We start from the raw sequence: 24635 nt of genomic DNA, 5'->3' as shown, positions 1-24635 counted from the left end.
TTCAAAACCTCAGGCGGCATCCGTGCGGAACGACGGGGGCGTCCAATCGCGTCCGGGGATGGAAGACAGCAAGTTCTGCGTATAGGCGTGTTGCGGATTGGCGAAGACCTCGGCCGTCAGGCCGCTTTCGACGATCTCGCCCTTCTGCATGACGATGATCCGGTCGCAAAGTTGCGCCGCGACCCGCAGATCGTGGGTGACGAACAAGAGCGACAAGTTCAGCCGGTCGCGCAGGTCGGCCAGCAGCTTCAGTACCTGCGCCTGCACCGAGACGTCGAGCGCCGAGACGGGTTCATCCGCCACGATCACCTTCGGTTCCAGTGCCAGCGCTCGGGCGATACCGATCCGCTGCCGCTGCCCGCCCGAGAATTCATGCGGGAAACGGGTGGCGGCGGCAGGCGACAGTTCCACCAACTCAAGCAGCTTGCGGGCATCGGCGCGCGCCTTGTCGGGATCGGCGCCATGGACGATGGGGCCCTGGGCGATCAGGTCGACCACCCGCTTGCGCGGGTTGAGCGAGGCCATGGGATCCTGGAACACCATCTGGATATACTTGCGCATCGCGCGCAGCTCTCGCGGCGAACAGGCCAGCAGATCCTTGCCATCGAGTTCCACCTTGCCGGCGTCGCATTCCAGCAGCCGGGTGACGATGCGCGACACCGTGGTCTTGCCCGAGCCGGATTCCCCCACCACACCGAGCGTTTCGCCGCGGTGCAGCTGGAAGGTCAGATCCTTGACCGCGACGACCGCCTTGCGCTTGCCCGACAGCAGACCGCCGCGGGCGGCGAAGGTCTTCTTCAGCCCGATGCCCTTCAGCACCACCGGCGCCTGGGTGACGGGTTTCACCGGCGGCGGCGTCAGCGCCGGCACCGCCCCGATCAGCGCCCGGGTATAGGCGTGCTGCGGGTTGTTCAGAACCTCGGCTGCCGGCCCCTGTTCGACCATCTCGCCCTTGCAGAGAACCGCGACCTTGTCGGCGATCTCGGCCACCACGCCGAAGTCGTGGGTGATGAAGAGAACGCCCGCGCCCTCCTGCTCCTGCAACTCGCGGATCAGCTTGAGGATCTGGAGCTGCGTGGTCACGTCAAGCGCGGTGGTCGGTTCGTCCGCGATGATCAGCTTCGGCGACAGCAGCAGCGCCATGGCGATCACCACCCGCTGCCGCTGGCCGCCGGAAATCTGGTGCGGATAGGCATTATAGGCCGAGGCCGGATCGGGGATGTGCACGCGTTCCAGCATCTCGATGGCGCGGGCCTTGCGCTCGGCCCGTGTCATCCTGGTGTGCAGGCGCAGCACCTCGTCCAGTTGCCAACCCACGGTTTTCTGCGGGTTGAGCGCGGTCATCGGCTCCTGGAAGATCATGGCGATATCCTCGCCCCGGATGGCGCGCATCTCGGTCTCGGTCTTGCCCAGAAGCTCCTCGCCCATGAAGCGGATGGCACCGCCGGCGACATGGACATGGGGTTCCGGCAACAGCCGCATGATGGCGCCGGCGCAAAGCGATTTGCCGGAGCCGGACTCGCCCACCAGGCAGACGATTTCCCCCGGTTCGATGGTCAGGTCCAGCCCTTCCAGCGCAAAGGGACGGTCGGCCCCCTTGGGCAGGGCGATCTTGAGGTCGCGGATTTGCAGGATGGGAGGCGTATCTGTCATTGTTTCTTCTGCCTCGGGTTCAGCGCGTCATTCAGCCCCTCGCCCAAGAGCGAGAAGGACAGCACAGTCAGGACGATGGCGATACCGGGAATGACGGCGCAGTAAGGGGCGGAGCGCAGCACAGCGCGGCCCTGGCCGATCATGTTGCCCCAGCTCGCATAGTTGGGATCGCCCAGCGCCAGGAAGGCCAGCGCGCTTTCCAGCAGGATCGACAGCGCCATGATCACCGAGGCATAGACCACGATGGGCGGCAGCGCGTTGGGCAGGATTTCCTTGAAGATGATGGCGGTGTTCGACACTCCGAGATTGCGCGCCGCATCGACGAATTCGCGCCCCCTGAGTGACATGAACTCAGCCCGGACCATGCGTGCTGGCGCGGTCCAGCTGACGATGCCGATGGCCAGGGTGATCCATTCGATCTTCGAACCCAGGATCGCCACCAGCGTCAGCAGCAGCACGAAGTTCGGGATGGTCTGAAACGCCTCGGTCACCCGCATCAGAACGTCATCGACCCAGCCGCCGAAATAGCCGGCAAGCGCGCCGATGACGACGCCGATGGCAATGGCGACCAGGGTGGCGACCACCCCGATCAGAAGCGAGATGCGGGCACCATAGAACACGCCGGACAGCACGTCGCGGCCCAGCTGATCGGTGCCGAGCGGCGTCGCCCAATCGACGAAGGGCGGCGTCAGCGGATCGCCGGCCCGGCGCAGCGGATCGCCGGGATCGACAAGACCGGCAGTCAGCGCCATCAGCACGACGATCACGAAGATGACGAGCCCCAGCAGCGCGGCGCGGTTGCGCCGATAGCGGCGCCAGAACACCACCAGGCGCGGCGGCTCGGCGGGGGAGAGATCGGTGTCGAGCGAGGTCATGCGAGTTCGATCCGGCTGTCCAGACGTGCATAGAGCAGGTCGGTGAGAAAGTTCACAACGACAACGATGAGGGCGCAGAGGAAGATGATCCCCATCAGCGTGTTCATGTCGCGTTGCACCACGGACTGATAGGCAAGCTGCCCCAGCCCCGGCAGGGTGAAGATGGTCTCGACCACGACAGAGCCGCCGAGCACGGTGGAGAATTGCAGCCCCAGAAGCGTCACCACCGGCAAAAGCGCGTTGCGCATGATGTGATGGATCATCAGCCGCGTCTCCCCTGCCCCCTTGGCGCGGGCGGTGCGGACATAATCCAGATCCGCCACCTCGAGCACCGAGGCACGCATCAGCCGCAGGTAGAAAGAGAGATAGATCAGCGACAGCGCGGCGGTGGGCATGATCAGATGCTTGGCAACGTCGATCACATGATCCCAGCCGGTATAGAAGCCGGCGATGGTCTTGATGCCGCCGACCGGAAGCCAGCCCAGTTTGACCGAAAACAGATACATCATCATCAGCGACAGGAAGAAGGACGGGGTGGCATAGAACACCAGCCCGAGGATCGAGATGATGTTGTCGGTGGCCGAATAGACCCGGCGGGCGGCGATGGCGCCCAGCACCACGCCGGCGGTAAAGGCGATGCTGAGCGAGGTCGCCATCAGCATCAAGGTGGTGCCCAGCCGATCCAGCAGCACGGTTGAAACCGGCTGTTCATAGACGAAGGACCAGCCGAAATCGAAGGTCGCGAGCTTGGCCATATACCGCCAGAGCTGCACCCAGATCGGTTGATCGAGCCCGTATTCCGCGCGCAGCCGCGCGATGAAGGCAGCATCGGCGCCGCCCATGTCGCCAACCAGCGCATCGACGGTATCACCGGGGGCGAGTTTCAACAGCAGGAAGGTGCCGATCATGATCAGGATGATCACCGGCACCGCCTGCACCACGCGCCGCAACGCGTAGATCAGGATCGGAGGGAGGGGGAGTTTCATATATCGGTCCTTCGCGGGACGGAAAGGACGGGCACCGCCGGGGCGCCCGTCCATCGGGTCAGATTACTGTTCGATCCACAGATCATACCAGCTCGAGGAATTCCACCGCGGGGTATTGTGGTGGTTGTGCAGCTTCTTCGAGGTGACCGAGATGAAGGGATGTTCGATTGCGAAGATCACCGGCAGCTCTTCCATCTCGCGGCGCTGGATGGCGTGATACATCTCGGCGCGCTTGGCGGGATCGAGCTCTGAGGCGGCCTCGTCGATCATCTTGTCCATTTCCTCGTCCTTCCAGCCGAACTGGTTGGTCCAGGGGGTGCCTTCGGGTTGACCCGAGCGCAGCCAGACCATGGTCGACACGGCAGGGTCAGAGCGGAACTGATGCCAGCCGTTGGCAGTGTCGAAATCATGATCGCGATAGACACCGTTCAGGAAGCCCGGGGCATCGTTGGTCAGGATCTCGACGTCGATGCCGATCTCTTTCATCGCCTGGGCGTAATATTCAGCCCAGAGCTGGGTGTATTCCCCCCAGGGGGCCGGACGGTGGCGCAGGTGGAAGCGATAGCCGTCCTCCTTCACCGGATAGCCGGCCTCGTCGAGCATCTTCTTGGCAAGCTCAGGATCATAGGCATAGGTCGGAACGTCGTCGGTGTAATTCGCACCGCCGGCGGTCGGGATCGGACCCCGGCCCGGCTTGGCATAGCCGCGCATGATGGTTTTGATCGCATAGTCGATATCAAGACCGTGATACATCGCCTGACGCACCTTCAGATCGGCCAGGATCGGGTTGCGATGGTTGAACTCGACGGTCGAATGGGCGACGTTGTTCTCATAGCCCTTGGTGCCCACGTCAAAACGGTCATCCTTGGACAGACGTTCGACATCGGCCATCGACACGCCGATGAATCCCGACTCCTGCACCTCGCCCGCTTCCAGCGCAGCGGCGGCGGCGGATTTGTCTTTGATGAAGCGCCAGACGATCCGGTCGAGATAGGGATACCCCTCGCGCCAGTAATCTTCGTTCTTCACCGCCATGACATATTGGCCGCGTTCGTATTCGACGAACTTGAACGGGCCGGTGCCGACGGGGGCGGTGTTGTACTTGTTCTTCAGGATGTCCGTGCCCTCATAGAGGTGCTTGGGCACCGGATGGCCAAGATCCGGCATCGCCGCCAGGAACAGTTCCATCGGCATCGGCTTGGAATAGTTGAAGACGGCGGTATGCGGATCGGGGCAATCGACCGTTTCCAGGTTCGCCTGCAGCGCCGAGGAATAGTTCAGCAGCTTTTTCCACAGCTCGATGGCGCTGAAGGCCACATCGTCGCAGGTGAAGGGCTTGCCATCGTGCCAGTTCACGCCGTCGCGCAGCTTCAGGGTGATGTGCAGACCGTCGTCGGAGGAGGACCACTCGGTCGCCAGCACCGGCACATAGCCGTCATAGGATTTGTCGATCAGCGGTTCCATGATCTTGCCGGTGATGTTGTAGACCCCGGTCGAGGCCCTCAGCGCGGGATTCAGGATGCGCTGCTCGGAAATCATGTGGATGACGGCGGTCCCGCCCTTTTGCACGTCCTCGGCCTGTGCCATGGTCGCAGCGGAGCCAAACGCCCCCGCCGTCGCCAGGGCCAGGCCCAATGATCTGAGATGTTGCTTCATGTCTGGTTTCTCCCGGTCGATTGGCGCCCCACGGGCCTTGCCCCTTGGTGCGTGAGTAAACTGGGCCGCACGAACGCGTGATGTCAACATGAAACACCAAAATCTTATTCCTATTTAGAAAAAACAACTAGGATGAGATTATTAATTGGTATACATATTCAAAAATAATGACGCAACAGGGGGTTTCAGGTGAAAAAGATCGTTTGGATCACCGGCGCGGGCTCGGGGATCGGGGCCGCCATGGCGCAGGCCTTCGCCGGCGCGGGCTTCGGTGTGGCGCTGACCGGGCGCACCCGCGACAGCCTTGAAAAGGTTGCCGCCGCTTTGCCCGAAGGCGCCCCTTCCCTGATCGTTCCGGGTGACGTGACCGACCGGCCCGGCATGGCCACGGCGGCCTCCGAGATCGCGGCCTGGGGTGGCGGACTGCATGTGCTGTGCAACAATGCCGGGCTCAACATTCCCAAGCGCCGGTGGGAAGATCTCGACTGGGAAAGCTGGGACAAGGTGTTCGACATCAATGTTACCGGCGCGCTAAATGTGATCGCCGCCTGCCTGCCGGTCATGCGCGCCCAGAAGGACGGGATCATGATCCATACCTCAAGCTGGGCCGGACGGTTCCATTCCGCCGTCGGCGGCGTCGCCTATGGCGCCTCGAAACACGCGCTGAGCGATCTGTCGGCCAGTCTGAACGATCAGGAGGGAGTGAATGGCATCCGCTCTACCGCGCTCTGCCCGGCCGAGGTGGCCACACCGCTGCTGACCCGACGTCCGGGCTTCGATTCCGCGCGGCTGCCGGCGATGATCCAGCCCGAGGACATGGCCGAAACCGCGCTTTACGTAGCCAATATGAACCCGAACGTCGCCGTTCACGAAATCGTCCTGGCCCCGGTCCGCCGCTGAGCCCCCAGAGGAGACATCACATGACCCATCCCGTCAAAGGCATCGACCACTGCTTCGCCCTGGTGAACGATCTCGATGATGCCGCCCGACAATTCGCCGCGCTCGGCTTCACCCTGTCGCCGCGTGGCACCCATTCCGAGGCCAAGGGCACCGCGAATTACACCATCATGTTCCCCCAAGATTACTTCGAGCTGCTGGGGATCTTGAAGCCGACCGAACTTAACGCCGCCCGCCGCGCCACGCTGGAAACCACCGGCCAGGGGCTGATGGCGATTGCCTGCCGGATCGACGACGCGGCCGTGGCCGCCCAGGCGCTGAACGATCTGGGGATCGCCACCGAAGGGCTGAACAGCTTTGCCCGCCCGGTCCCCCTGCCCGATGGCAGCCAGGGCGAGGCCGCATTTTCCACCCTTTCCTTCGTTTCCTCCGAAGTCCCCCACGGCATCGTCTTCATGTGCCAGCACAAGACCCGTGACACCGTCTGGATCCCCGAACTTCTGGACCATGCCAACACCGCCTGCGGGCTGAGCGCCATTCTGGCGATCTCGGACGCGCCGGAGCAGGATGCAACGGGCTTTGCCCGGCTCTGGGCGGCGGGCGCCGTCAGCATCGAGGACGGCATTGCCACCGTCACCACCGGCGAGGCCTCGGCTCCGCTGAAGCTGCTGACGCCCGAGGCGATGGCAGCCGCCTATCCCGGCGCCGATCTTTCCGCCACGGCACAGGGCGCCTTCACCGTTCTGCAGATCAAGGTCGCGGATATGGCGGCGGCAAAAGCCTGCGTGGACAAGGCCGGCATCGCTCCGATCGAGACCGCCGCCGGGCTTGCCATCGGACCGGAACATGCCGCCGGCGTCATCGTGGAATTCGTCCCCGCATGACAGAGACCAAACCGCGCAAGACCGGCACGAAGCCTGCCGAAAGCATCACTTTCGACGAGATAGACCAGCGCATCCTCGAACTGTTGCAGCAGGACAGCGACACCCCGATGCAGGCGATCTCCGAGACTGTGGGCCTGTCGGCCACCCCCTGCTGGCGCCGCATCAAGCGGATGGAAGAGGCCGGTCTGATCACCCGGCGCGTTGCCCTGGTCGACCAGACCCGCGCCAATGTGCCGCTGACCGTCTTCATCGGCATCAGCACCCCACGGCACGAAATCGACTGGCTGAACAAGTTCCGCGCCCTGATCGACGAAATCCCCGAAATCCTCGAGGCCTACCGGCTTACCGGAACGGTGGATTACATCCTCAAGGTCGTGGTGCCCGACATGGAGAGCTATGACGCCGTCTACAAGCGGATGATCGAGCGGCTGGACTTCAGTCAAGTCAATTCGATGATCTCGATGGAGGAGCTGAAATTCACCACCGCGGTGCCAACCAAATACCTCTAGCTCTCCCGTTCGGGCCCCTTCCGGCCAGCGGTTGCGCCGGCCCGACGCCCTACTCCCGCGCCTTGAGCGCGGCCAGAACGCCCCGCGCCACGGTGCTCGCGGTGCGGATCAGCGCCGCTTCGGTGCTGCCGCCGACATGCGGGGTCATGATCAGCCGGGGACAGCCATAAAGCGGGCTGTCCTCGGGCAGCGGCTCGCGGGTGAAGACATCGAGCCCGGCCCCGAAAATCCGGCCCTCCCGCAGGGCCTCGGCCAGCGCCGCCTCATCGACCAGCGCCCCGCGCCCGGTATTGACCAGAATGGCGCCCGGGCGCATCGCCGCGATCTCAGTCCGGCCCAGAACCGGCACCGGTCCCGGACGACCGTGCAGCGAGAGCACATCGGCACGCGCCAGCAGATCCCCCACATCGCGAGCGACCTCATAGCCCTGCGCCGCCAGCGCGGCGGCATCGGCATGGGCGGAATGGACCAGCACCCGCATCCCCAGCGCCCGGGCCATCGGCGCGAAAAGCTGCGAGATCTGACCCCAGCCCCACAGCCCAAGGCACAGCCCGGACAGCTCAACCCCGCGGAACCTTTCGCGAAAGTCGTAATCCCCCGCCTGCATCGCCCGGTCCGAGGCGGGAATGCCGCGCGCCACCGCCAGCATCAGCCCCAGCGCATGTTCCGCCACGCTCTGCGCATTGGCGCCGGGGGCGGTCACAACCGGAATACCCCGCGCGCGGGCGATATCCATGGCCACCCGGTCGGTGCCGGTGCCATGCACCCCCAGCACCCGCAGGGACGGCGCCAGATCGAAGGCCACAGGCGGAAAGCCCCAGTTGCGAGTGATCGCGGCCTCCGCCCCGGCCAGGAGCGGCGCCAAGACCTCGAGATCGGTCGAAGGGGCCGGCACCGGCTCCACCCCACCGGCGGCAAGGATGTCCAACCCGCTTCGATCAATGGGCTGAAGGATCACGCATTTCATGGCTCGGTCTCCGGCTTCTGGATACCGCAGACCGATAGCAGGGCCAGCGGACGGGTGAAATCCTCGATCTCTGCCGCCCGTACAGCTTTCAGCCACCCCGACAGAACGCGATCAAAGCGGCAGCAGTTCCCGGTCCCCGCCCGATCAGTCGAAGACCAGCCCGCCATCGACCACCAGGTTCTGCCCGGTGACCGCCCGCGCCCACGGCGAGGCGAAGAACAGCACAGCATCGGCCAGTTCGTCCGGCGTGGTCACCTGCCCCAGCGGTGTCTGACTGGCGATGATGTCGAACACCGCCTCGGGCGTGGCGGCGCTGGCATCGGTGGTGCGCAGCAGCCCGCCCGACACCATGTTGACGGTCACACCGAGCGGCCCCAATTCCTTCGCGGCGGTGCGGGTAAAGCCCAAAAGCGCCGCCTTGGCAGTGGTGTAATCGTGATAGGGCACCACCGGGTTCTGCACCAGATTGGTGCCGATAGTGACGACCCGGCCATATCCCTGCGCCGCGAAGTGATCGCGCAGCGCCTGCAGGCAATTCAGCGCCCCACCAACGGCGGTTTCGGTCTGCCGCCCGATTTCGGCCCAGCTCAGTTGATCGAGATGGGCGCGCGCATCGCCGTTGAACGAGAAATCGGCCAGCGCGTTATGCACCAGCACATCCGGCGCGCCGAGGCTGTCGGTGATTGCCGCGACCATCTGGGCGACCTCCTCTGGTCGGGTCACGTCGGCGTGGAAGGCCTGGGCACACGGCCCCAGCTCCTCGGCCAATGCCCGGGCGGCGGCATCGCTGTTGCGATAATTGATGGCGACCCGGGCACCTTCGCGCGCGAAGGCGCGGGCGATCGCGGCCCCCAGGCCGCGACCGGCGCCAGTGACAAGAACGGTCTGGTCAGAAAGCGGTTTGATCATGGCTCAGCAGCCCTTTTCCATCTGGGTTTCGGTGAGAGTGAAAAAATGGTTGGTGGGGCCATGACCATGGCCCACCTGCAATTGGTCCGCCGCCGCGATGGCACCGGCGACATAGGCCTTGGCGCGTTCGACCGCCTGCGCCAGCGGCAGGCCATGACCCAGCCAACAGGCCAGGGCAGAAGACAGGGTGCAGCCGGTGCCATGGGTATTGGCCGTGGCGTGGCGCGGCCCGACGCTCCAGTGCAGCGTCTCGCCTTCGACCAGCAGATCGGGGCAATCCTCCCCCAGCAGATGACCGCCCTTCAGCAGCACCGCCTCAGACCCCAGCGCCAGCAGCGCACGCGCCTGCTCCTCCATCTCGGTCCGGTTGGAGGCCTCGGGACACCCCAGCAGATCGGCGGCCTCGGGCAGGTTCGGGGTGATCACCCGCGCCCGAGGCAGGAAATCGCGCAGCGCCGCGACAGCTTCGGCCGCCAGCAGGCGATCGCCGCTTTTCGCCACCATCACCGGGTCGAGCACGATGGGCGCCGCCAGCCCCTCCAGCGCACCGGCCACGGTGGCGATGGTCTCGGCCGAGCCCAACATGCCGATCTTGACCGCGTCGATGCGGATGTCCTGGCGGATCATCGCGATCTGCTCGCGGATCATCTCCGGGCGCACCGGCTCGACGGCACTGACGCCGCCGGTGTTCTGCGCGGTCAGCGCCGTCAGCGCCGCCATCGCATAGCCGCCATTGGCTGAAATCGCCTTGATATCTGCCTGAATACCGGCCCCCCCCGATGGGTCGGAACCAGCAATGGACAGGATATTGGGGATCATACCAGCCCCCCCACGGCCCGAAGGAGCGGCCAACATCTGTTCAAAGGATCAATCCCGGTCTGTCTCATCGCGTTCCCCACCTGGCGCGGGGAAGAGCGAAGACCGTCGGAAGGCCCGTGAGGGCGTGGTGGACCGGCTTCAGACTCCCTCCGCCAGCATGATCTGGTTCAGGTTCGAAGGGTTCTTCTCAGCCCGTCTCCGGACGCCCCCGTCTGCGCCGCACTCAATCCGCCACGGTTCACAATGTCAAGCCGGCCGTCCGGTGTCTGATCCAGTGTCTGATCCGCTGTCTGATCCACCGGGCCGTAGCCCTACCCTGTCACTCAGCCGCCTGCCGCGCGGCTGCCAGCACAGCAAGCCTCGCGGCCAGGCTGGCCGAAACCGGCGGCGCCGGCTCCAGCGCCACCGGGGCCGGCGCGTCGGCGTGATGGCAGGCGACCAGAGTGCCCCCCGCGCCCACCGAGCCCAGCTCGGGCCGGGTTTGCTTGCAAATGTCGCTTGCCAGCGGACAACGCGGATGAAAGGCACAGCCCGACGGCGGGTTCAGCGCCGAAGGCGCATCCCCCTCGGGCGGTTCGCTCGCCGTGCGCAATCCCGGCACCGGACGCGGCGCGGCCGAAATCAGCGCCCGGGTATAGGGATGGCGCGGATCGGCGAAAAGCTGTTCTGCCGGCGCCTGTTCGACGATCCGGCCAAGATACATCACCGCCACCCGGTCGGCGATATGACGCACCACCGACAGATCGTGACTGATGAAGACATAGGCCAGCCCCAGCTTTTGCTGCAGATCCTGCAGCAGGTTGACGATCTGCGCCTGCACCGAGACATCCAGCGCCGAGACCGGTTCGTCGCAGACGATCAGCCGCGGCCGGGTCGACAGCGCGCGCGCAATGCATATCCGCTGCCGCTGACCGCCGGAGAATTCATGCGGATAGCGGTCGGCGTGATGCTCGGCCAGGCCCACCGTCTTCAGCAGTTCATCGACCCAATGCCGCGCCCGTTCACCCGAGGCGACGCCATGCAGCAGGATCGGCTCCATCAGCGTCTCGCGCACAGTCATGCGCGGGTTCAGCGATCCAAAGGGATCCTGAAACACCATCTGCATGTTGCGCCGCATCGCCTGCAACCGCCCGGAAGAAAGCGCGGTCACCTCCTCCCCGTCGAGCTTGACCGAACCGGCAGTGGGTTCGGTCAGCCGCATGATGGCGCGGCCAGTGGTGGACTTGCCACAACCGGATTCGCCGACGATAGCCAGCGTCTCGCCCGCTGCGACGGTAAAGGAAACATCCGAGACCGCCTGCACCACATGCACGGGCTTGCGAAACAGCCCACCGCCCAGCGGGAAATGTTTGGTCAGGCTGTCGACTTCGAGAACCAGCGGTTTCATGCGGCGATCTCCTCGATGGGCGCGCGCCAGCAGGCGACCAGCCGGTCACCGTCGATGGCCCGCAGCGGCGGCTGTTCAGCGCGGCATTGCTGGGTCGCCAGCGGACAGCGCGAAGCGAAGCGGCACCCCTTGGGCATCGCCCAGGGGGGCGGCACCGATCCGGGAATGGTCTCCAGCCGGCTGCCCTTTTCATCAAGACGCGGCACGGCGGCCATCAGCCCCAGCGTATAGGGGTGCATCGGCGCCTGGAACAGATCGCGGGCCGAGGCGCGTTCGACCACCCGGCCGGCATACATCACCACCACCTCGTCACAGGTCTCGGCCACCACGCCCAGATCATGGGTGATCAGCATGATGGCAGCGCCGGTGCGGTCCGACAGGTCACGCATCAGATCGAGGATCTGCGCCTGGATCGTCACATCGAGCGCTGTGGTCGGTTCGTCCGCGATCAGCAGTTCCGGATCATTGGCCAGCGCCAGGGCGATCATCACCCGCTGCCGCTGCCCGCCGGAAAGCTGGTGCGGGAAATCGTCCACCCGCTTCGACGGCGACGGCAACCGCACCAGATCGAGCAACTCCACCGCGCGCTCACGCGCTTCCTTGTGGTTGACCCGGCGATGCGCCCGCAGGCTTTCGATGATCTGATCGCCGATCGTATAGACCGGATTGAGCGAGGTCATGGGTTCCTGAAAGATCATTCCCATGCGCCCGCCCCGCAGGCCACGACGATCCTTGGCCGACATTTTCAGCAGGTCGCGCCCCTCGAACAGCACCTCACCACCGGCATATCGGCCCGGCGGTGTCGGGATCAGCCCCATGATGCCGAGCGAAGACACCGACTTGCCGCAGCCGCTTTCCCCCACCACCCCCAGGGTCGCACCACGACGAACCGAGAAACTGACCCCGTCGACGGCACGGAACACCCCACCCTCGGTCTTGAATTCGATCTGGAGGTCTTTCACCTCCAGCAGCGGGGCATCCTTGGCCTGGCTTGCGGGGCTCATGCGTCATTCCCTTCTGCATAGGTGATGGGCGCGGCCTGATCGTGGCTGCGATGGCGGAAATCCAATTCGCGGAACTGCGCTTCGGCCCGGCGTTGCGCCGCCTCCAGCCCGTCGAGCTCGGCGTTGATGTCGAAGGCCAGAGGCACGCCATCGCGTACCAGCGCCTGGCCATCGACGAAGGTATCGGTCACCGCGCGTTCGCCGGCGACATAGATCAGCGAATTCAGCGGATCGCGCAGCGGCCGCATTGCCCGATGCCTGGTATCGGCGAGAAAGAGGTCGGCCTTCGCGCCCGGGGCAAGCTTGCCGATATCCTCCATCCCGAGGATCGCGGCCCCGCCCACGGTGGCGGCATCGAAGGCATCAGAGGCGCGGATGTCATAGACATCGCCCGACATCAGCCGCGAATTGATCAGCGCGTGGCGGATCTCTTCCAGCATGTTGTGGGGATAGGTATCGGTGCCGATCCCGATCGGAATGCCGCCGCGCAAATAGCGGCCAAGGCTGCGCATGGCGACGCCGCGACGCTGGAACACCGTCGGACAATGCGCCACCGCCGCGCCCGAGCCGGCGAGGCGTGCGAAATCGCTCGACCCCGGCCAGCCGGCCCAGGGGTGATCGTTCAGAAAGATGCCGTGGCCGATGATCAGCCCCGGTTTCAGCACCCCCAGATCGTCAAGCCATTCGATCGGGGTGCGGCCATGGCGGGCGGTGATCTCGTTGAATTCGACCATGCTCTGGGCGGCATGGATCTGCATCGGGATGCCGCGTGCCTGCGCCTCGGCGAAACTGTCCTGGATCAGCGCGGCGGAACAGGTGTCGATCTGCGCCGGCGCGATCATCCCCGACAGCCGCCCCGAGGGATGAGCGGTGGCGGCGTCAATCACGGCGAGCGCCTCTTCCATGGCACCGCGACCGTCATCCTCGGCCCAATCGTAGTCCACAGAATGGCCGGTCTTGGTGAACCAGCGGGCAGAGCGGTACATCGGCGCGGCCACCGCGCGCAGCCCCGAGGCGGCGAGGATATCGACCCAGCCCTCATAGGCGACGGAGAGATCGACAATGGTGGTCACACCCGACAGCGCCAGTTCGCTGAAGGCAACCTTCGAGGCCGCATGCGTGCCCGCAAGATCGGGGCGGAACAGCGGCATGAATTCATAAAGCGACGACATCCTGAGCCCGGGAGAGCCCAGTTCATCGAGCATCCCCTTGTTCATCGGTTCGGATGAGGGATGTGAATGAATATCGACCAGCCCGGGGCTGACAAGGCGGTCACGGCCGTCGATCTCTTCCGCGACGGGGCCGGTCCATTGGCCACCGACCTGAAGGATACGATCGCCGGCAAAGGCGAGATCCTGATTTTCGATCAACTGGTGGCCAAGGGCTGCATCGTCCCAGGCCACGATAAAAGCGGCATTGCGGATGACTGTGGCAGGAGCGCGGGGCGTATCGGACATGCCGGCGGGGTCCTCGGGTCTTGAAAACGGAGAGGGAGAAGACAGGGCCGTCGTGGCCCTGTCCGGGATCGCGGTTCCCGGATGCCCTGCGGCCTCCGGGGAAAGACCGGGATCACTTGTAGCCGAGCTGCAGCCCCTTATAGAGACCGGCACCATAGATGTTATGGGCGGTGAAGGGCTTCAGCTTGTTGGAATAGGCGATCTGCATCGGCTTGTGATAGATCGGCAGCCAGACGGCAGCCTCGGTCACCTTCTCCTGCACCACGCCGTAATCCTTGGCCCGAACCTCGTCACTGACGGCGGTGGAGCCTTCATAAAGCAGCTTGTCGGTTTCCGGATCGTTCCAGTTCATCCGGTTCGGCGACGGCATGTTCGACGAGCGGAAATAGAGGTTCAGCGCGTCCCCGGCAGAGACATAGGGGAAGCCCATTGTGAACATGTCGAATTCCTGGGTCGCCAGCTTGCCCCATGCGACGGTGGCATCGAAGGGCTGAATCTGCATGTCGATCCCGACTTTCAGCAGATAGGCCTGAACCGATTCCACCACCTGCTGCCAGGAGCCGGTGAAGGTATAGACCACCGGTTGCAGCAGCTTGCCGTCCTTTTCACGCTTGCCGTCTGCGTTCAGCTTCCAGCCCGCCTCGTCCAGCAGTTGCGCCGCCTTTTCAGGATCGTATTTCTGCAGCAGGGGTTCGACCTTGGGATCGTAATCCAGCGCCCCTTTCGAGACATAGGAATAAGCCGGCTGCACTTCACCGAAGAACAGATCCTCGGCCATGGCGGCCTGATCGACCGCCCAGTTGATGGCCTGCCGGACCCGCGGATCATCAACCCCGTCCTTGTCGATCTTGAAACCGATGTAGTTGGTCCAGAAGGCTTCGTCCGATTCCGCCAGCTCGACCATGGGCGCCTTGCGCAGCTTGTCGACCCCGATGAAGGGCACATAGGGGCTGACCTGGCCCTGCCCGGTCATCAACGCGACGGTGCGGGTCGCGGCCTCGGGCACCACCTGCCAGGTGATCTTTTCCACCTGGGCAGGCCCGCGGTTTTCATAGTTCGCCGGTCCCCAGTGGTAATCTTCATGCCGGGTCAGCACCAGCTTGTCACGCGGCGTCCAGCTCTCCCAGCAGAACGGGCCGGTACCGTTGAAGCCGGTGACGCCGAAATCCTTGCCCAGTTTCTCGACCGTGTCCTTGTCGACGATCGACCCGAAGCTCTGCGCCAGTTGATAGAGCAGTTCGGAATGCGGCGCGTTCAGCTCATAGACCACAGTGGTGGCATCCGGCGCGGTGATCGACTTGACGTCCCCCATCCGCCAGCGCACCGGCGATTTGGTTTCCGGGTCAAGCCAGCGGTTCAGCGAATAGGCCACGTCTTCGGAGGTCATCTTCTTGCCGTCGCAGAAGGTGACATCGCCGCGGATCTTGAAGGTATAGGTCAGCCCGTCATCGGATACCGTCCAGCTTTCGGCCAGAAGCGGTTCGATGGTCTTCATGTCCTCGGCCAGGCCGACAACGGTATCGGCCATCATGAACAGGACTTCCGATCCCGCCAGCGCCGCGGTGCGCGGGGCATCATAATGGTTCGAGTCGATTTCACGGATGATGGTCAGTTCCTGCGCGGCGGCCGGCAGGGCAACCGCCGTGGCCAGGGCCGCCAGCCCAAGCCGCAGCCGAGCGGAAACCGGAGTAAGGTTCAGAGGGATCATGTAACGTATTCTCCTTGTTGGATTATTTAGTTTTATTATTGAGCCCGCCCCGCCTGTGCGGATCAGGCTTGCAGACGCGGGTCGAGCACGTCCCGCAGCGCATCGCCGGCGACATTGGCCGACAGCACGATGACGAAAATCAGAACCGAGGGGATCACTGCGATATGCGGCGCGAACAGCAGGAACTCCCGCCCCTGAGAGGCCATCATCCCCAGCTCGGCTGCGGGCGGTCGGGCGCCGAGACCCAGGAAGGACAGCGTGGCACCGATCAGCACCACCTGACCGAAGCGCAGCGAGATGAAGATCATGATCGAAGAGATGCAGTTGCGCAGCAGATAGCGGTTGAAAAGCGCCAGGTCCGACAGACCGACAGCGCGGCCGGCCTCGATGAACTCCTGTTTCATCACGCCCACCGCGATGCCGCGGGCGATCCGGGCGCAATCGGGCACCGAGGAAACCGCAAGCGCGATGATCACCGGCGTGATGCCCTGCCCCATCACCGCCACCAGCGCCAGGCCCAGCAGGATCGCCGGGAACGACAGCAGCACATCGACACCGCGCATCACCCAAGGGTCCAGCCGGGCGTAGAAGGCCGACAGCAGCCCGATCAGCGACCCGATGGCGCCGCCTATGCCGACGGCGACGAAGCCGATCAGCAGCGTCAGCCGGGTGCCATAGAGCAACCGAGACAGGATATCCCGCCCCTGCCCGTCGGTGCCCAGCAGGTGCTGCGGCTCGCCCATGGAGCTCCAAGCCGGCGGCGTCATGATCGACCGCGAATTCGATGCCGGATCGAAGGGCGCGAGGAGCGGAGCGAAGAGTGCACCCAGGATGATCAGCGTCAGGGTGAACAGCGCCAGAGCGGCAGCACGGTCGCGCAGCAGACGGCGGAACCAATGGGCGCGCGCCGGCGGGGCGGCAGTGGCCGTGCCCTCTTCGGTCACCGCGGTGATGTCTTCGGGATCTGTGGCAGCCAAGGTCATTTGCGCACCCTCGGATCAAGAATGGAATAGAGAATGTCGATGATCAGGTTGATGGTGATGAACCCCAGTGCGAAGAGCAGAACCGCCCCCTGCGCCACAGTGAAATCCGACGACAGGATCGCGCCGACCACCAGCCGCCCCAGCCCCGGCCAGGAAAAGATGGTCTCGGTCACCACGGCGCCGCCCAGCAGATAGCCCGCCTGCAGCCCGATCAGTGTGATCACCGGGATCAGCGCGTTCCTGAGCCCGTGTTTCAGCACCACGCGGATTTCCGACAGGCCCTTGGCCCGCGCTGTGCGCACGTGATCGAGCTTCAGCACCTCGAGCACCGACGACCGGGTCATCCGCGCCACCGGGCCGATCAGGATCAGCCCCAGCGACAGGGCCGGCAGGAACAGCGCCATGAAGCCTTCGGGCGTGTACCAGGGCCCGGGCCTGCCGATGAAGGGAAAGATCGGCCAGACCACACCCAGATACTGGATCAACAGCAGGCTGATGAAGAAGATCGGCAGCGACACGCCGGCCACCGACAGCCCCATCACCACCCGGTCGGCGAGCGATCCGCGCAGCACCGCCGCCGCGGTTCCCATGGCGATACCGATCGGCACCGACCAGACCAGGCTGGCGAGCATCAGCTCGACCGTCGGGCCGACGGCGGCACCCAGCTCCGACGTCACGGTCTTGTTGGAAATCATCGACCGCCCCATGTCGCCCTGGGCCATGCGTTCCAGATAGGCCCAGAACTGGACCAGAACCGGCCGGTCCAGCCCCATTTCCTGACGGATCTGGGCGACGATCTCGGGGGTCGCGGTCGGGCCGGCGACGACCCGGGCAGGATCGCCCGGGACAAGCTGCAACAGCAGGAAGCCGAACAACAGCACCCCAAGAAGCACCGGGATCGACAGAAGCAGACGGTCGATGATCGTTCTCAGCATCAGGCGGCGCCCTCGCGGCTGTAGACCACCTCACCGCCCAGGATCGTCATCTCGCATTTGGCGTCGAGGATGGCCTCCGGCTCCACCTCGAAGAAGTTGGTGTCGAAGACCGCCACATCGGCAAGCTGCCCGGGGGTCAGCCGGCCCTTGATCTTCTCGTCATGGACACCGTAGGCGCTTTCATAGGTATAGCAGTGCAGCGCCTCGGCGACACTCAGCCGCTCCTCCTCGCCCAGCGACTGGCCGGTGTCGGACTTGCGCGCGATCATGCCATAGAGCGAGGGCAGCGGATCGGGTTCGGTCACCGGACAATCGGTCGACCCGGAGGGGTGCAGGCCGGACTCGAGCCAGGTCTTGAACGGATAGCTCTTCTTCGGCTTGTCCGGGCCCATGCACATGAAATAGCCGTCGCCGAAGAAATAGAGGAACGAAGGCTGGCCGGCAGGGATCACCTTCATCGCCTTCATCTGTTCAAGCTGCTCGGGCGTATGCCAGCCGCAATGTTCGATCCGGTGGCGGCGATCCTCGGCCGGCTCGGCAGCATAGGCCTTTTCATAGGCCGCGAGCACCATGCCGATGGCGGCGTCGCCGATGGCGTGGGGTGCCATCTGATACCCCATCTTGTGGGCCTTCATCACCAGTTCGTCGGTCTGCTCCTGGTTCAGGCAGGGCACGCCGTAATTATCGGGCTGCTTGTAATAGGGCTCGCTCATCCAGGCGGAATAGCCACCGATGGAGCCGTCGGTGAAAATCTTCACCGGCCCGATGCGGAACATGTTGTCCCCGACCCCGGTCACCAGCCCCTTGCCATAGGCGTAATCCAGCACGTTGCGCTCCAGATCGCCCATCAGCGTGCCAGCAACGCGCACCGGCAGACGGCCGGTCTCATTCGCCTTGAGATAGGCGTCAAGCTCGCCCTCGCCGATGCCCATGCCGATCGCCGCTTCCATCACCGAGGTGACGCCCAGCTTCAACAATTCCTGACCGCCGCGTTCGATGGCGTTGACCAGATCGTCGACCGAGGGCTGCGGCTGCGCCTGCTGCACCGGCACCCGGGCGTTTTCCAGCAACAGGCCGCTCAGCATCCCCTGGTCATCGCGGCCGATATGGCCGCCATAGGGCTGCGGCGTGTTGTGACCGATGCCACCGGCCTGCAGCGCCAGCGTATTGGCAACCGCCGCATGGCCGCAGGCCCGCGACAGCATCACCGGGTTGTTCGGCGCGACCGTGTCCAATTCCTTCATATGAGGGTGGCGCAGCTCGGTCAGCTTGTCGTGATCATAGCCGCGCCCGATGATCCAGGCGCCCGGGGGCAATTGCTCTGCCGCCGCCTTCACCCGATCGAGCAGCGCCTGAATGCTGCGCACCCCGGCACGCGGCCGCAGGTCCACCTGCAGCAGGTTCAGACCGTAGAGATAAAGGTGCATATGGGCGTCGTTCAGGCCCGGAACGGCGAATTTGCCGTCCAGGTCGATGATATCGGTCTCCGGCCCGGCCAGCGCGGCGATCTCGTCAGCGGCGCCCGTGGCAAGCACCTTGTCGCCCGCAATGGCGAGCGCCTCTGCGAAACCTTCCTTCAAACCGCACCAAATCTTGCCATTGGTGAGAATACGGGTGGGGGTGGTCATGTCGAACCTTTCAATGAAAGCATGTCTGGGAGGATCCGGGCTGGCCGGATGCGGCGGGCATGATCAGTAGCCCGCGCTCAGATCGACCGCGCCGGGCGGCATCCGCCCTTCGCTGATCGCGATGCAGTTTTCCGCCAATTGCCGAAGGATTTCGTCCCTGGTGGAATCCGAGGCCTTGTGCGGCGTGATCAGAATTTCGGGGCGTGCCCAGAACGGATGATCCGGCGGCAGCGGTTCCTGCCGGAAGACATCGACCGTGGCCGAAGCGATCCGGCCCTGATCGAGCGCCTCGAGGAAATCAGCCTCGACCAGATGTTCGCCCCGGCCGATCTGCACCAGGCTCGCCCCTTCGGGCATCTGCGCGAAAAAATCGTGATTGAGGAAATCGCGGGTCTCCTCGGTCAGCGGCAGCACGTTGACCAGAATCTGTGCCTGCGCCGCGACCTCGGCCAGTGCCGTGGCCCCCGAGATCACCTTGACCCCCGGCTCATCCTCGGTCGCAGCGGTCGAACGGCGCGCCGCCAGAACGCGATACCCCATTGCGGCGATCGCCCGGGCGCACATGCGTCCCATCAGACCGAACCCCAGAACCCCGACCGTCACCTGCCCCGGCAGCGCGGGCCGAAAGCTGCGTTCCCAGGTGCGTGTCGCCTGGTTCTTGACGAAATCGCCGATCCGGCGGTGATGCCAGACCACGTTCCAGGCCGCGAAACCCGCCATCATCTGCGCTTGCGCCTCGTCCCGGATGCGCGAGACCACTGCAGTTTCGGGCAGCGACGGGCAGGCGATGATGCTGTCGACACCCGCAGCGATGGAAGAAACCAGCCGGATATTGGGAAAGGAATCGAAAGCATCGTCCGCCGGCCGCCAGGCCAGGGCGAATTCGATAGACGCGGGATCGTCGATCTGATCGGGGCGCAGAATCTGAACCCCCGATCGCCCCTCATCCGCGAAGACCGTCGACAGATCGAACACCTCTGACAGGGCGACGACCGGGATCAGGGGTTTGGTCGACATATCCATCACTGATCGAAATCCGGATGGCGCCGTTTGCACAGACGCAGATAAGCGTCCCATTCCGCGTCAGGCTTGCCGGCGGCCTGATGCTGTTCCGCCCACCCCTCTTCCTGCCGCGCGGTAAATTCGGCCAGTTCGTCCGACAGTTGGTTAGGCGTCTGCCGGCTGCCCATCACCGCGATCTGAGCCCGGCAGGCACGCTCCAGATCTATCATCGCCCGAAACGCCTCACCGACCGTACGACCGCAGGTCAGAAGCCCGTGATTGCGCAGGATCATCGCCGACTTGTTCCCCAGATCGGCCACGATTCGGGCGCGTTCCTCAAGGTTCAGCGCGATGCCTTCGTAATCGTGATACGCAATCCGGTTGAAGAACGGAGCCGACCACTGATTCAGCGGTAGGAGCCCCTCTTTCATCGAAGCGACAGCGACACCTGCGACCGTATGGGTATGAAGAACACAGGCGACATCCGGCCGCGCCGCGTGGATCGCCGAGTGAATGGTGAAACCTGCCTTGTTGATACCGGCGCCATAGGGATCGTTCAGAATCTCACCCTCGATATCAATGGCAACCAGCCCCCCCGCTGTCACCTCGTCAAAGCGCAACCCGTAGGGGTTGATCAGAAAGGCATGCTCCCCTTCGCTTTTCGGGGCCTTGGCCGAGATATGGGTGAAAATGCTGTCGTCCATGCCGAATTCGGCGATCAGCCGATAGGCCGCAGCCAGTTCGACACGTTCCGTCGGATGAGCGGCCGAAATACGCTCGTGCAGTACCATTCCTGTCTCCTGTCTCGCCACTCCGGGGGGAGCGGCACTCTGTCGCGGTGAATCGACGCTAGGACGACAATTTTTTTAATTCAACTGTCGACAATCGACGCAAAGCAAGATTTTCTGGAAATTGGATGACAAGCCACTTATTGCCCCCGAAACGGGCACAGCCACGTTAGAGGTATTGGCCGGCGGCCAGAGGAGACGCCGCACGGGCCAGATTTATCCAAGGAGCCATGGCAGGAATGAGCGACGACCAATCCCCCGAGCCGCAGATCTTCGAAACCCTGCAACCCGCCGACCTGGCCAGCCGGGTGGCGGATCAGGTGTTGCGCGCCATCGGCGACGGCCGATTGCGTCCGGGGGAAAAGGTCGCCGACGCGCGGCTCGCCCGCGAACTCGGCACCTCGCGGGCGCCGGTGCGCGAAGGGTTGAGACTGCTGGAAAGCCAGGGCCTGATCGTCTCGCATCCGCGGCGGGGCTTTTTCGTCCACGCCTATGACGCCGATGAGCTGAAAGAGGTCTATGACCTGCGCGAATGCCTGGAATTGCATGCCGCCGAGGCCGCCGTCGCCCGGATGACCAAGGCCGATTGCGCGCGACTGGAGGCGCAGGTGCAAAAGCTCTATGATCTGGCCGACGAAGGCCAGACCCAGGAACAGGTAGTGCAGGATTTCGCCTTTCACCGCATGCTCTGCGAACTGGGCGGCAATTCCCGCATCCTGCGACTGTTCGATCAGATCGCCGCAGAACTCAGGGCCGGTATCGCACTGGTGGGACAGCTCTATGACGATCCCGAAGAAATCGCACGATCGCACGATCCGCTGATCAAGGCGCTACGCGCCCGCGACCCCGCCCGCCTGCGCGCCGAACTGCACGAACATCTTCAGGATGCCCAGATCCATGTGGTGCAGCTGTTTCGCACCGGCGCCTTCGATCTGACCAATCTCGACAAGCTCAGCGACGACCAGCGCAATCGCCTGCTGCGCTGACAGCCGGCCCCCGAGGGCATTTTGACCTCCCCTCTCCGCCGGAAATGGCTTATCCAGCGCAGGCTGCGGCATGCGTGGCGAAGCGACAGAACAAGGGGCGAGACGGATGACATTCCTGGGTGTGGAACGATCCTTGACCGGGCGGCGGTGGGTCGGCCCGGATGTGGAGACCGATCGTGCCGCCGAGGCCATGACCCAGATCACCGGCCTGCCCCGCCCCGTGGCCCAGGTGCTGGCCCGGCGCGGCGTGCCACAGGAAGAGGCGCAGGGCTTCCTTGCACCGCAACTGAAGGACCTGCTGCCCGATCCGCGCCGCCTGCGCGACATGGAAAAGGCGGCCAGGCGCTTTGTTGCCGCCGTGCGCGGGCGCCAGCGGATCGCGGTCTTCGCCGATTACGATGTCGACGGCGGCAGCTCTGCCGCGTTGCTGCTGATCTGGCTCAGGCAGATGGGGCTCTCCCCGACACTTTATATTCCCGACCGCATAGACGAAGGCTATGGCCCCAACGAACCCGCGATGCGCGATCTCGCCGCCCGTCACGATCTGATCGTCTGCGTCGACTGCGGCACGTTGAGCCATGAGCCGATTGCCGCCGCCAAGGGCACCGATGTCATCGTGCTGGACCACCACCTGGGCGGCGAAACCCTGCCACCTGCGCTGGCGGTGGTGAACCCCAACCGGCAGGACGAGGATGGCGATCTGGGCTATCTCTGCGCCGCCGGCGTGGTGTTCCTGATGCTGGTCGAGGTGCGACGGCAATTGCGCGACGGCGGCCAGGCCCCCGGTCCCGATCTGATGGCGATGCTGGATCTGGTGGCGCTGGCGACGGTCGCCGATGTCGCCCCGCTGATCGGCGCCAACCGGGCGCTGGTGCGCCAGGGCCTGCGGGTGATGGCGCAGCGCAAACGCCCCGGGCTGGTGGCGCTGTCGGATGTGGCGCGGATGGATTCGGCGCCGAACTCCTATCACCTGGGCTTTCTGCTGGGGCCGCGCGTCAATGCCGGCGGCCGTATCGGCAAGGCTGATCTGGGCGCCCGGCTGCTGGCCACCGAAGACCCGATCGAGGCGCAGGCACTGGCTGAACGGCTGGACCAGCTCAACACCGAACGGCGCGAGATCGAAGAGGCGGTGCGCGCCGCCGCGATGGACCAGGCCGAGGCCCGCGGACTAGATGCGCCTCTGGTCTGGGCCGCCGGCGAAGGCTGGCACCCGGGCGTCGTCGGCATCGTCGCCTCGCGGCTGAAGGAGGCCGCCAATCGCCCCGCCGTGGTGATCGGCCTTGATGGGGCCGAGGGCAAAGGCTCGGGCCGTTCGGTCTCGGGCATCGACCTCGGCGCCGCGATTCACCGGCTGGCAACCGAGGGGCTGCTGATCAAGGGCGGCGGCCACAAGATGGCGGCCGGGCTCACCGTTGCGCGCGACCAGCTGGAACCGGCGATGGCGCGGCTGGCCGAGCTGCTGGAGCGACAGGGCGCCGGTAGTCTGGGGCCTTCCGATCTGAAGCTCGACGGGCTGCTGATGCCTGGCGCCGCCACCGTGCCACTGATCGAGGATCTGGAGCGCGCAGGCCCCTATGGCGCCGGCGCCCCCGCCCCACGCTTCGCCCTGCCCGACGTGCAGATTCGCTATGCCAAGCGGGTCGGGTCCAGCCACCTGAAGCTGTCGCTCTCGGACGGGATGGAAGGCCGGCTCGACGCCATCGCCTTCGGCGCCTTCGATACCGATCTGGGGCCACGGCTGGAAAACCATGGCGGCGCCCGCTTTCACCTTGCCGGACGGCTGGAGATCAACACCTGGGGCGGCCGGCAGAGTGTCCAGCTCCGCCTTGAGGACGCCGCCGAGGCCTGAGCGAAAAAACTTCACCCTCGCGCCGATTTTATCTTGCGGGGGGCGGCGCGATTGCCTAAAGAACCGCTCACCACAGCGTGGCCCGTTCGTCTATCGGTTAGGACGCCAGGTTTTCAACCTGGAAAGAGGGGTTCGACTCCCCTACGGGCTGCCACTTATCTGTGTAAGTGATTGATTTTGCTTTCAAATTCTCAAAGCGCAAAATTCTACTACAGAACTACTACAGCAAAAAATCGGCACCTTCCGATCCGCCGCAGGCGGGGGAGTGATCACGCATTCGTGAACGCCAAGGTCCGGGCAGGTGGGCGCGATGTATTGTGAAACCCGCGATTGACGCCGAAGCGCGAGTCGAAGAACATTCTAGGTGTTTGATCCCAAGGTTTGATGGTGTGATCCTTTCGTTGGAATGGAAGGAAGCATTATGGGGCCAATTCGTCACGGCAGCGCCACGTACTGTTACCCGGCAGGCGATTTGCATAGCAAATCTGCCGAGAGGGCACGCACGCCGTCAGAGCAGCAATACAGCGATCGCAAGCTTCGATCGCGGAGCTGAGCCTGGGGTCCAAGCGACAAGCGATTGATCCAGTGGATCAATCGCCGCGCAGGACGGGATCAACCCCAAAACGGTCGCGAAGTGGCGCAAGCGACAGACCGTCGATGATCGCAAGACCGGGCCTCGGAAGCCGCGCTCAACCGTTCTCAGCGAAGAAGAGGAAGCCATGCTCGTTGCGTTCCGACGGCACACATTGCTGC

The 24635-nt window shown here is 64.5% G+C and carries 21 protein-coding genes, 1 tRNA gene, 1 pseudogene and 1 riboswitch; of the genes and pseudogenes, 7 read left to right on the top strand and 16 right to left on the bottom strand.

Features of this window, described 5'->3' with window-relative positions; genetic code table 11:
* Window positions 1-9: 9 nt before the first annotated feature.
* The 4 genes from G455_RS0118615 to G455_RS0118600 form a co-directional block, all read right to left on the bottom strand.
* On the bottom strand, window positions 10-1653 hold the full coding sequence (locus G455_RS0118615) for an ABC transporter ATP-binding protein (RefSeq protein ID WP_028095080.1): 1644 nt from the start codon (window positions 1651-1653) through the stop codon (window positions 10-12).
* Window positions 1650-2528 carry an ABC transporter permease gene (locus G455_RS0118610; RefSeq protein ID WP_051312619.1) on the bottom strand — a complete coding sequence of 293 codons (879 nt, stop codon included), beginning with the start codon at window positions 2526-2528 and terminating at the stop codon, window positions 1650-1652. The genes G455_RS0118615 and G455_RS0118610 overlap by 4 nt, the downstream gene beginning before the upstream one ends.
* Window positions 2525-3514, bottom strand: coding sequence for an ABC transporter permease (locus tag G455_RS0118605; protein ID WP_028095078.1), 990 nt, complete (start codon window positions 3512-3514; stop codon window positions 2525-2527). The genes G455_RS0118610 and G455_RS0118605 overlap by 4 nt, the downstream gene beginning before the upstream one ends.
* Before the next feature lie 63 nt (window positions 3515-3577).
* Window positions 3578-5170: an ABC transporter substrate-binding protein gene (locus tag G455_RS0118600; RefSeq protein ID WP_028095077.1), complete on the bottom strand. Its 1593-nt coding sequence runs from the start codon at window positions 5168-5170 to the stop codon at window positions 3578-3580.
* Window positions 5171-5359: 189 nt separating this feature from the next.
* Here G455_RS0118600 and G455_RS0118595 point away from each other — a divergent pair, with 189 nt between their 5' ends.
* The 3 genes from G455_RS0118595 to G455_RS0118585 are packed head-to-tail and all read left to right on the top strand — an operon-like array spanning window position 5360 to window position 7460.
* Entirely contained in the window at window positions 5360-6070 is a 711-nt protein-coding gene (locus G455_RS0118595; protein WP_028095076.1) for an SDR family oxidoreductase, read from the top strand.
* Between the two features lie 20 nt (window positions 6071-6090).
* Entirely contained in the window at window positions 6091-6951 is an 861-nt protein-coding gene (locus G455_RS0118590) for a VOC family protein (RefSeq protein WP_028095075.1), read from the top strand.
* Window positions 6948-7460 (top strand): Lrp/AsnC family transcriptional regulator, encoded by a 513-nt coding sequence (locus tag G455_RS0118585; protein WP_051312618.1) that lies wholly within the window; start codon window positions 6948-6950, stop codon window positions 7458-7460. The genes G455_RS0118590 and G455_RS0118585 overlap by 4 nt, the downstream gene beginning before the upstream one ends.
* A gap of 49 nt (window positions 7461-7509) precedes the next feature.
* On the opposite strand, the gene G455_RS24620 is transcribed toward G455_RS0118585, so the two are convergent.
* From G455_RS24620 to G455_RS0118525, 12 genes are all read right to left on the bottom strand, one after another.
* A complete protein-coding gene (locus G455_RS24620; protein WP_051312617.1) occupies window positions 7510-8427 on the bottom strand; it encodes a hydroxyacid dehydrogenase in 918 nt (305 codons plus the stop codon).
* 144 nt (window positions 8428-8571) lie between these two features.
* Window positions 8572-9336, bottom strand: a complete 765-nt coding sequence (locus tag G455_RS0118575; RefSeq protein ID WP_028095073.1) for a 3-oxoacyl-ACP reductase — start codon at window positions 9334-9336, stop codon at window positions 8572-8574.
* Window positions 9337-9339: 3 nt separating this feature from the next.
* On the bottom strand, window positions 9340-10155 hold the full coding sequence (thiD, locus tag G455_RS0118570) for a bifunctional hydroxymethylpyrimidine kinase/phosphomethylpyrimidine kinase (protein WP_028095072.1): 816 nt from the start codon (window positions 10153-10155) through the stop codon (window positions 9340-9342).
* A 127-nt stretch (window positions 10156-10282) separates the two neighbouring features.
* A riboswitch (TPP riboswitch) is annotated at window positions 10283-10375 on the bottom strand.
* 99 nt (window positions 10376-10474) lie between these two features.
* On the bottom strand, window positions 10475-11542 hold the full coding sequence (locus G455_RS24615; protein WP_035367003.1) for an ABC transporter ATP-binding protein: 1068 nt from the start codon (window positions 11540-11542) through the stop codon (window positions 10475-10477).
* Window positions 11539-12546 carry an ABC transporter ATP-binding protein gene (locus tag G455_RS0118560; RefSeq protein WP_028095071.1) on the bottom strand — a complete coding sequence of 336 codons (1008 nt, stop codon included), beginning with the start codon at window positions 12544-12546 and terminating at the stop codon, window positions 11539-11541. Before G455_RS0118560 ends, G455_RS24615 begins: the two co-directional genes overlap by 4 nt.
* Window positions 12543-14003 carry an amidohydrolase family protein gene (locus G455_RS0118555; protein ID WP_028095070.1) on the bottom strand — a complete coding sequence of 487 codons (1461 nt, stop codon included), beginning with the start codon at window positions 14001-14003 and terminating at the stop codon, window positions 12543-12545. The genes G455_RS0118560 and G455_RS0118555 overlap by 4 nt, the downstream gene beginning before the upstream one ends.
* A 112-nt stretch (window positions 14004-14115) precedes the next feature.
* Window positions 14116-15711 carry an ABC transporter substrate-binding protein gene (locus tag G455_RS0118550; RefSeq protein ID WP_051312616.1) on the bottom strand — a complete coding sequence of 532 codons (1596 nt, stop codon included), beginning with the start codon at window positions 15709-15711 and terminating at the stop codon, window positions 14116-14118.
* Window positions 15712-15773: 62 nt separating this feature from the next.
* Window positions 15774-16694, bottom strand: coding sequence for an ABC transporter permease (locus G455_RS0118545; RefSeq protein ID WP_028095068.1), 921 nt, complete (start codon window positions 16692-16694; stop codon window positions 15774-15776).
* On the bottom strand, window positions 16691-17629 hold the full coding sequence (locus tag G455_RS0118540; RefSeq protein ID WP_028095067.1) for an ABC transporter permease: 939 nt from the start codon (window positions 17627-17629) through the stop codon (window positions 16691-16693). Before G455_RS0118540 ends, G455_RS0118545 begins: the two co-directional genes overlap by 4 nt.
* Complete coding sequence (locus tag G455_RS0118535) at window positions 17629-19257, bottom strand: amidohydrolase (RefSeq protein WP_028095066.1); 1629 nt, start codon at window positions 19255-19257, stop codon at window positions 17629-17631. Before G455_RS0118535 ends, G455_RS0118540 begins: the two co-directional genes overlap by 1 nt.
* 63 nt (window positions 19258-19320) lie before the next feature.
* On the bottom strand, window positions 19321-20274 hold the full coding sequence (locus G455_RS0118530) for an NAD(P)-dependent oxidoreductase (RefSeq protein ID WP_028095065.1): 954 nt from the start codon (window positions 20272-20274) through the stop codon (window positions 19321-19323).
* Between the two features lie 5 nt (window positions 20275-20279).
* Window positions 20280-21050, bottom strand: coding sequence for a class II aldolase/adducin family protein (locus G455_RS0118525; RefSeq protein WP_051312615.1), 771 nt, complete (start codon window positions 21048-21050; stop codon window positions 20280-20282).
* A 236-nt stretch (window positions 21051-21286) separates the two neighbouring features.
* Between G455_RS0118525 and G455_RS0118520 the strand changes: the two genes are divergently transcribed.
* From G455_RS0118520 to G455_RS27000, 4 genes and pseudogenes are all read left to right on the top strand, one after another.
* A complete protein-coding gene (locus tag G455_RS0118520; RefSeq protein WP_084437127.1) occupies window positions 21287-22033 on the top strand; it encodes a GntR family transcriptional regulator in 747 nt (248 codons plus the stop codon).
* A gap of 106 nt (window positions 22034-22139) precedes the next feature.
* Entirely contained in the window at window positions 22140-23882 is a 1743-nt protein-coding gene (gene recJ / locus G455_RS0118515) for a single-stranded-DNA-specific exonuclease RecJ (RefSeq protein ID WP_028095062.1), read from the top strand.
* Between the two features lie 79 nt (window positions 23883-23961).
* Window positions 23962-24036: transfer RNA gene (locus G455_RS0118510), tRNA-Glu, on the top strand.
* A 439-nt stretch (window positions 24037-24475) separates the two neighbouring features.
* Window positions 24476-24635, top strand: a pseudogene (locus G455_RS27000) (IS481 family transposase); the annotation flags it as partial.

The organism is Pseudodonghicola xiamenensis DSM 18339 (assembly GCF_000429365.1).
Lineage (GTDB): Bacteria > Pseudomonadota > Alphaproteobacteria > Rhodobacterales > Rhodobacteraceae > Pseudodonghicola > Pseudodonghicola xiamenensis.
The sequence above is the reverse complement of the archived record's forward strand: the minus strand, read 5'-3'. Positions and strand labels throughout refer to the sequence as shown.

Excerpts from the sequence above, each read along its gene's own strand:
- G455_RS0118555 (WP_028095070.1), bottom strand. The coding sequence starts at position 14,003 with ATGTCCGATACGCCCCGCGCTCCTGCCACAGTCATCCGCAATGCCGCT.
- G455_RS0118525 (WP_051312615.1), bottom strand. The coding sequence starts at position 21,050 with ATGGTACTGCACGAGCGTATTTCGGCCGCTCATCCGACGGAACGTGTC.
- G455_RS0118540 (WP_028095067.1), bottom strand. The coding sequence starts at position 17,629 with ATGCTGAGAACGATCATCGACCGTCTGCTTCTGTCGATCCCGGTGCTT.
- G455_RS24615 (WP_035367003.1), bottom strand. The coding sequence starts at position 11,542 with ATGAAACCGCTGGTTCTCGAAGTCGACAGCCTGACCAAACATTTCCCG.
- recJ (WP_028095062.1), top strand. The coding sequence starts at position 22,140 with ATGACATTCCTGGGTGTGGAACGATCCTTGACCGGGCGGCGGTGGGTC.
- G455_RS0118610 (WP_051312619.1), bottom strand. The coding sequence starts at position 2,528 with ATGACCTCGCTCGACACCGATCTCTCCCCCGCCGAGCCGCCGCGCCTG.
- G455_RS0118605 (WP_028095078.1), bottom strand. The coding sequence starts at position 3,514 with ATGAAACTCCCCCTCCCTCCGATCCTGATCTACGCGTTGCGGCGCGTG.
- G455_RS0118600 (WP_028095077.1), bottom strand. The coding sequence starts at position 5,170 with ATGAAGCAACATCTCAGATCATTGGGCCTGGCCCTGGCGACGGCGGGG.
- thiD (WP_028095072.1), bottom strand. The coding sequence starts at position 10,155 with ATGATCCCCAATATCCTGTCCATTGCTGGTTCCGACCCATCGGGGGGG.
- G455_RS0118560 (WP_028095071.1), bottom strand. The coding sequence starts at position 12,546 with ATGAGCCCCGCAAGCCAGGCCAAGGATGCCCCGCTGCTGGAGGTGAAA.
- G455_RS0118575 (WP_028095073.1), bottom strand. The coding sequence starts at position 9,336 with ATGATCAAACCGCTTTCTGACCAGACCGTTCTTGTCACTGGCGCCGGT.
- G455_RS0118530 (WP_028095065.1), bottom strand. The coding sequence starts at position 20,274 with ATGTCGACCAAACCCCTGATCCCGGTCGTCGCCCTGTCAGAGGTGTTC.
- G455_RS24620 (WP_051312617.1), bottom strand. The coding sequence starts at position 8,427 with ATGAAATGCGTGATCCTTCAGCCCATTGATCGAAGCGGGTTGGACATC.
- G455_RS0118615 (WP_028095080.1), bottom strand. The coding sequence starts at position 1,653 with ATGACAGATACGCCTCCCATCCTGCAAATCCGCGACCTCAAGATCGCC.
- G455_RS0118550 (WP_051312616.1), bottom strand. The coding sequence starts at position 15,711 with ATGATCCCTCTGAACCTTACTCCGGTTTCCGCTCGGCTGCGGCTTGGG.
- G455_RS0118590 (WP_028095075.1), top strand. The coding sequence starts at position 6,091 with ATGACCCATCCCGTCAAAGGCATCGACCACTGCTTCGCCCTGGTGAAC.
- G455_RS0118520 (WP_084437127.1), top strand. The coding sequence starts at position 21,287 with ATGAGCGACGACCAATCCCCCGAGCCGCAGATCTTCGAAACCCTGCAA.
- G455_RS0118585 (WP_051312618.1), top strand. The coding sequence starts at position 6,948 with ATGACAGAGACCAAACCGCGCAAGACCGGCACGAAGCCTGCCGAAAGC.
- G455_RS0118535 (WP_028095066.1), bottom strand. The coding sequence starts at position 19,257 with ATGACCACCCCCACCCGTATTCTCACCAATGGCAAGATTTGGTGCGGT.
- G455_RS0118545 (WP_028095068.1), bottom strand. The coding sequence starts at position 16,694 with ATGACCTTGGCTGCCACAGATCCCGAAGACATCACCGCGGTGACCGAA.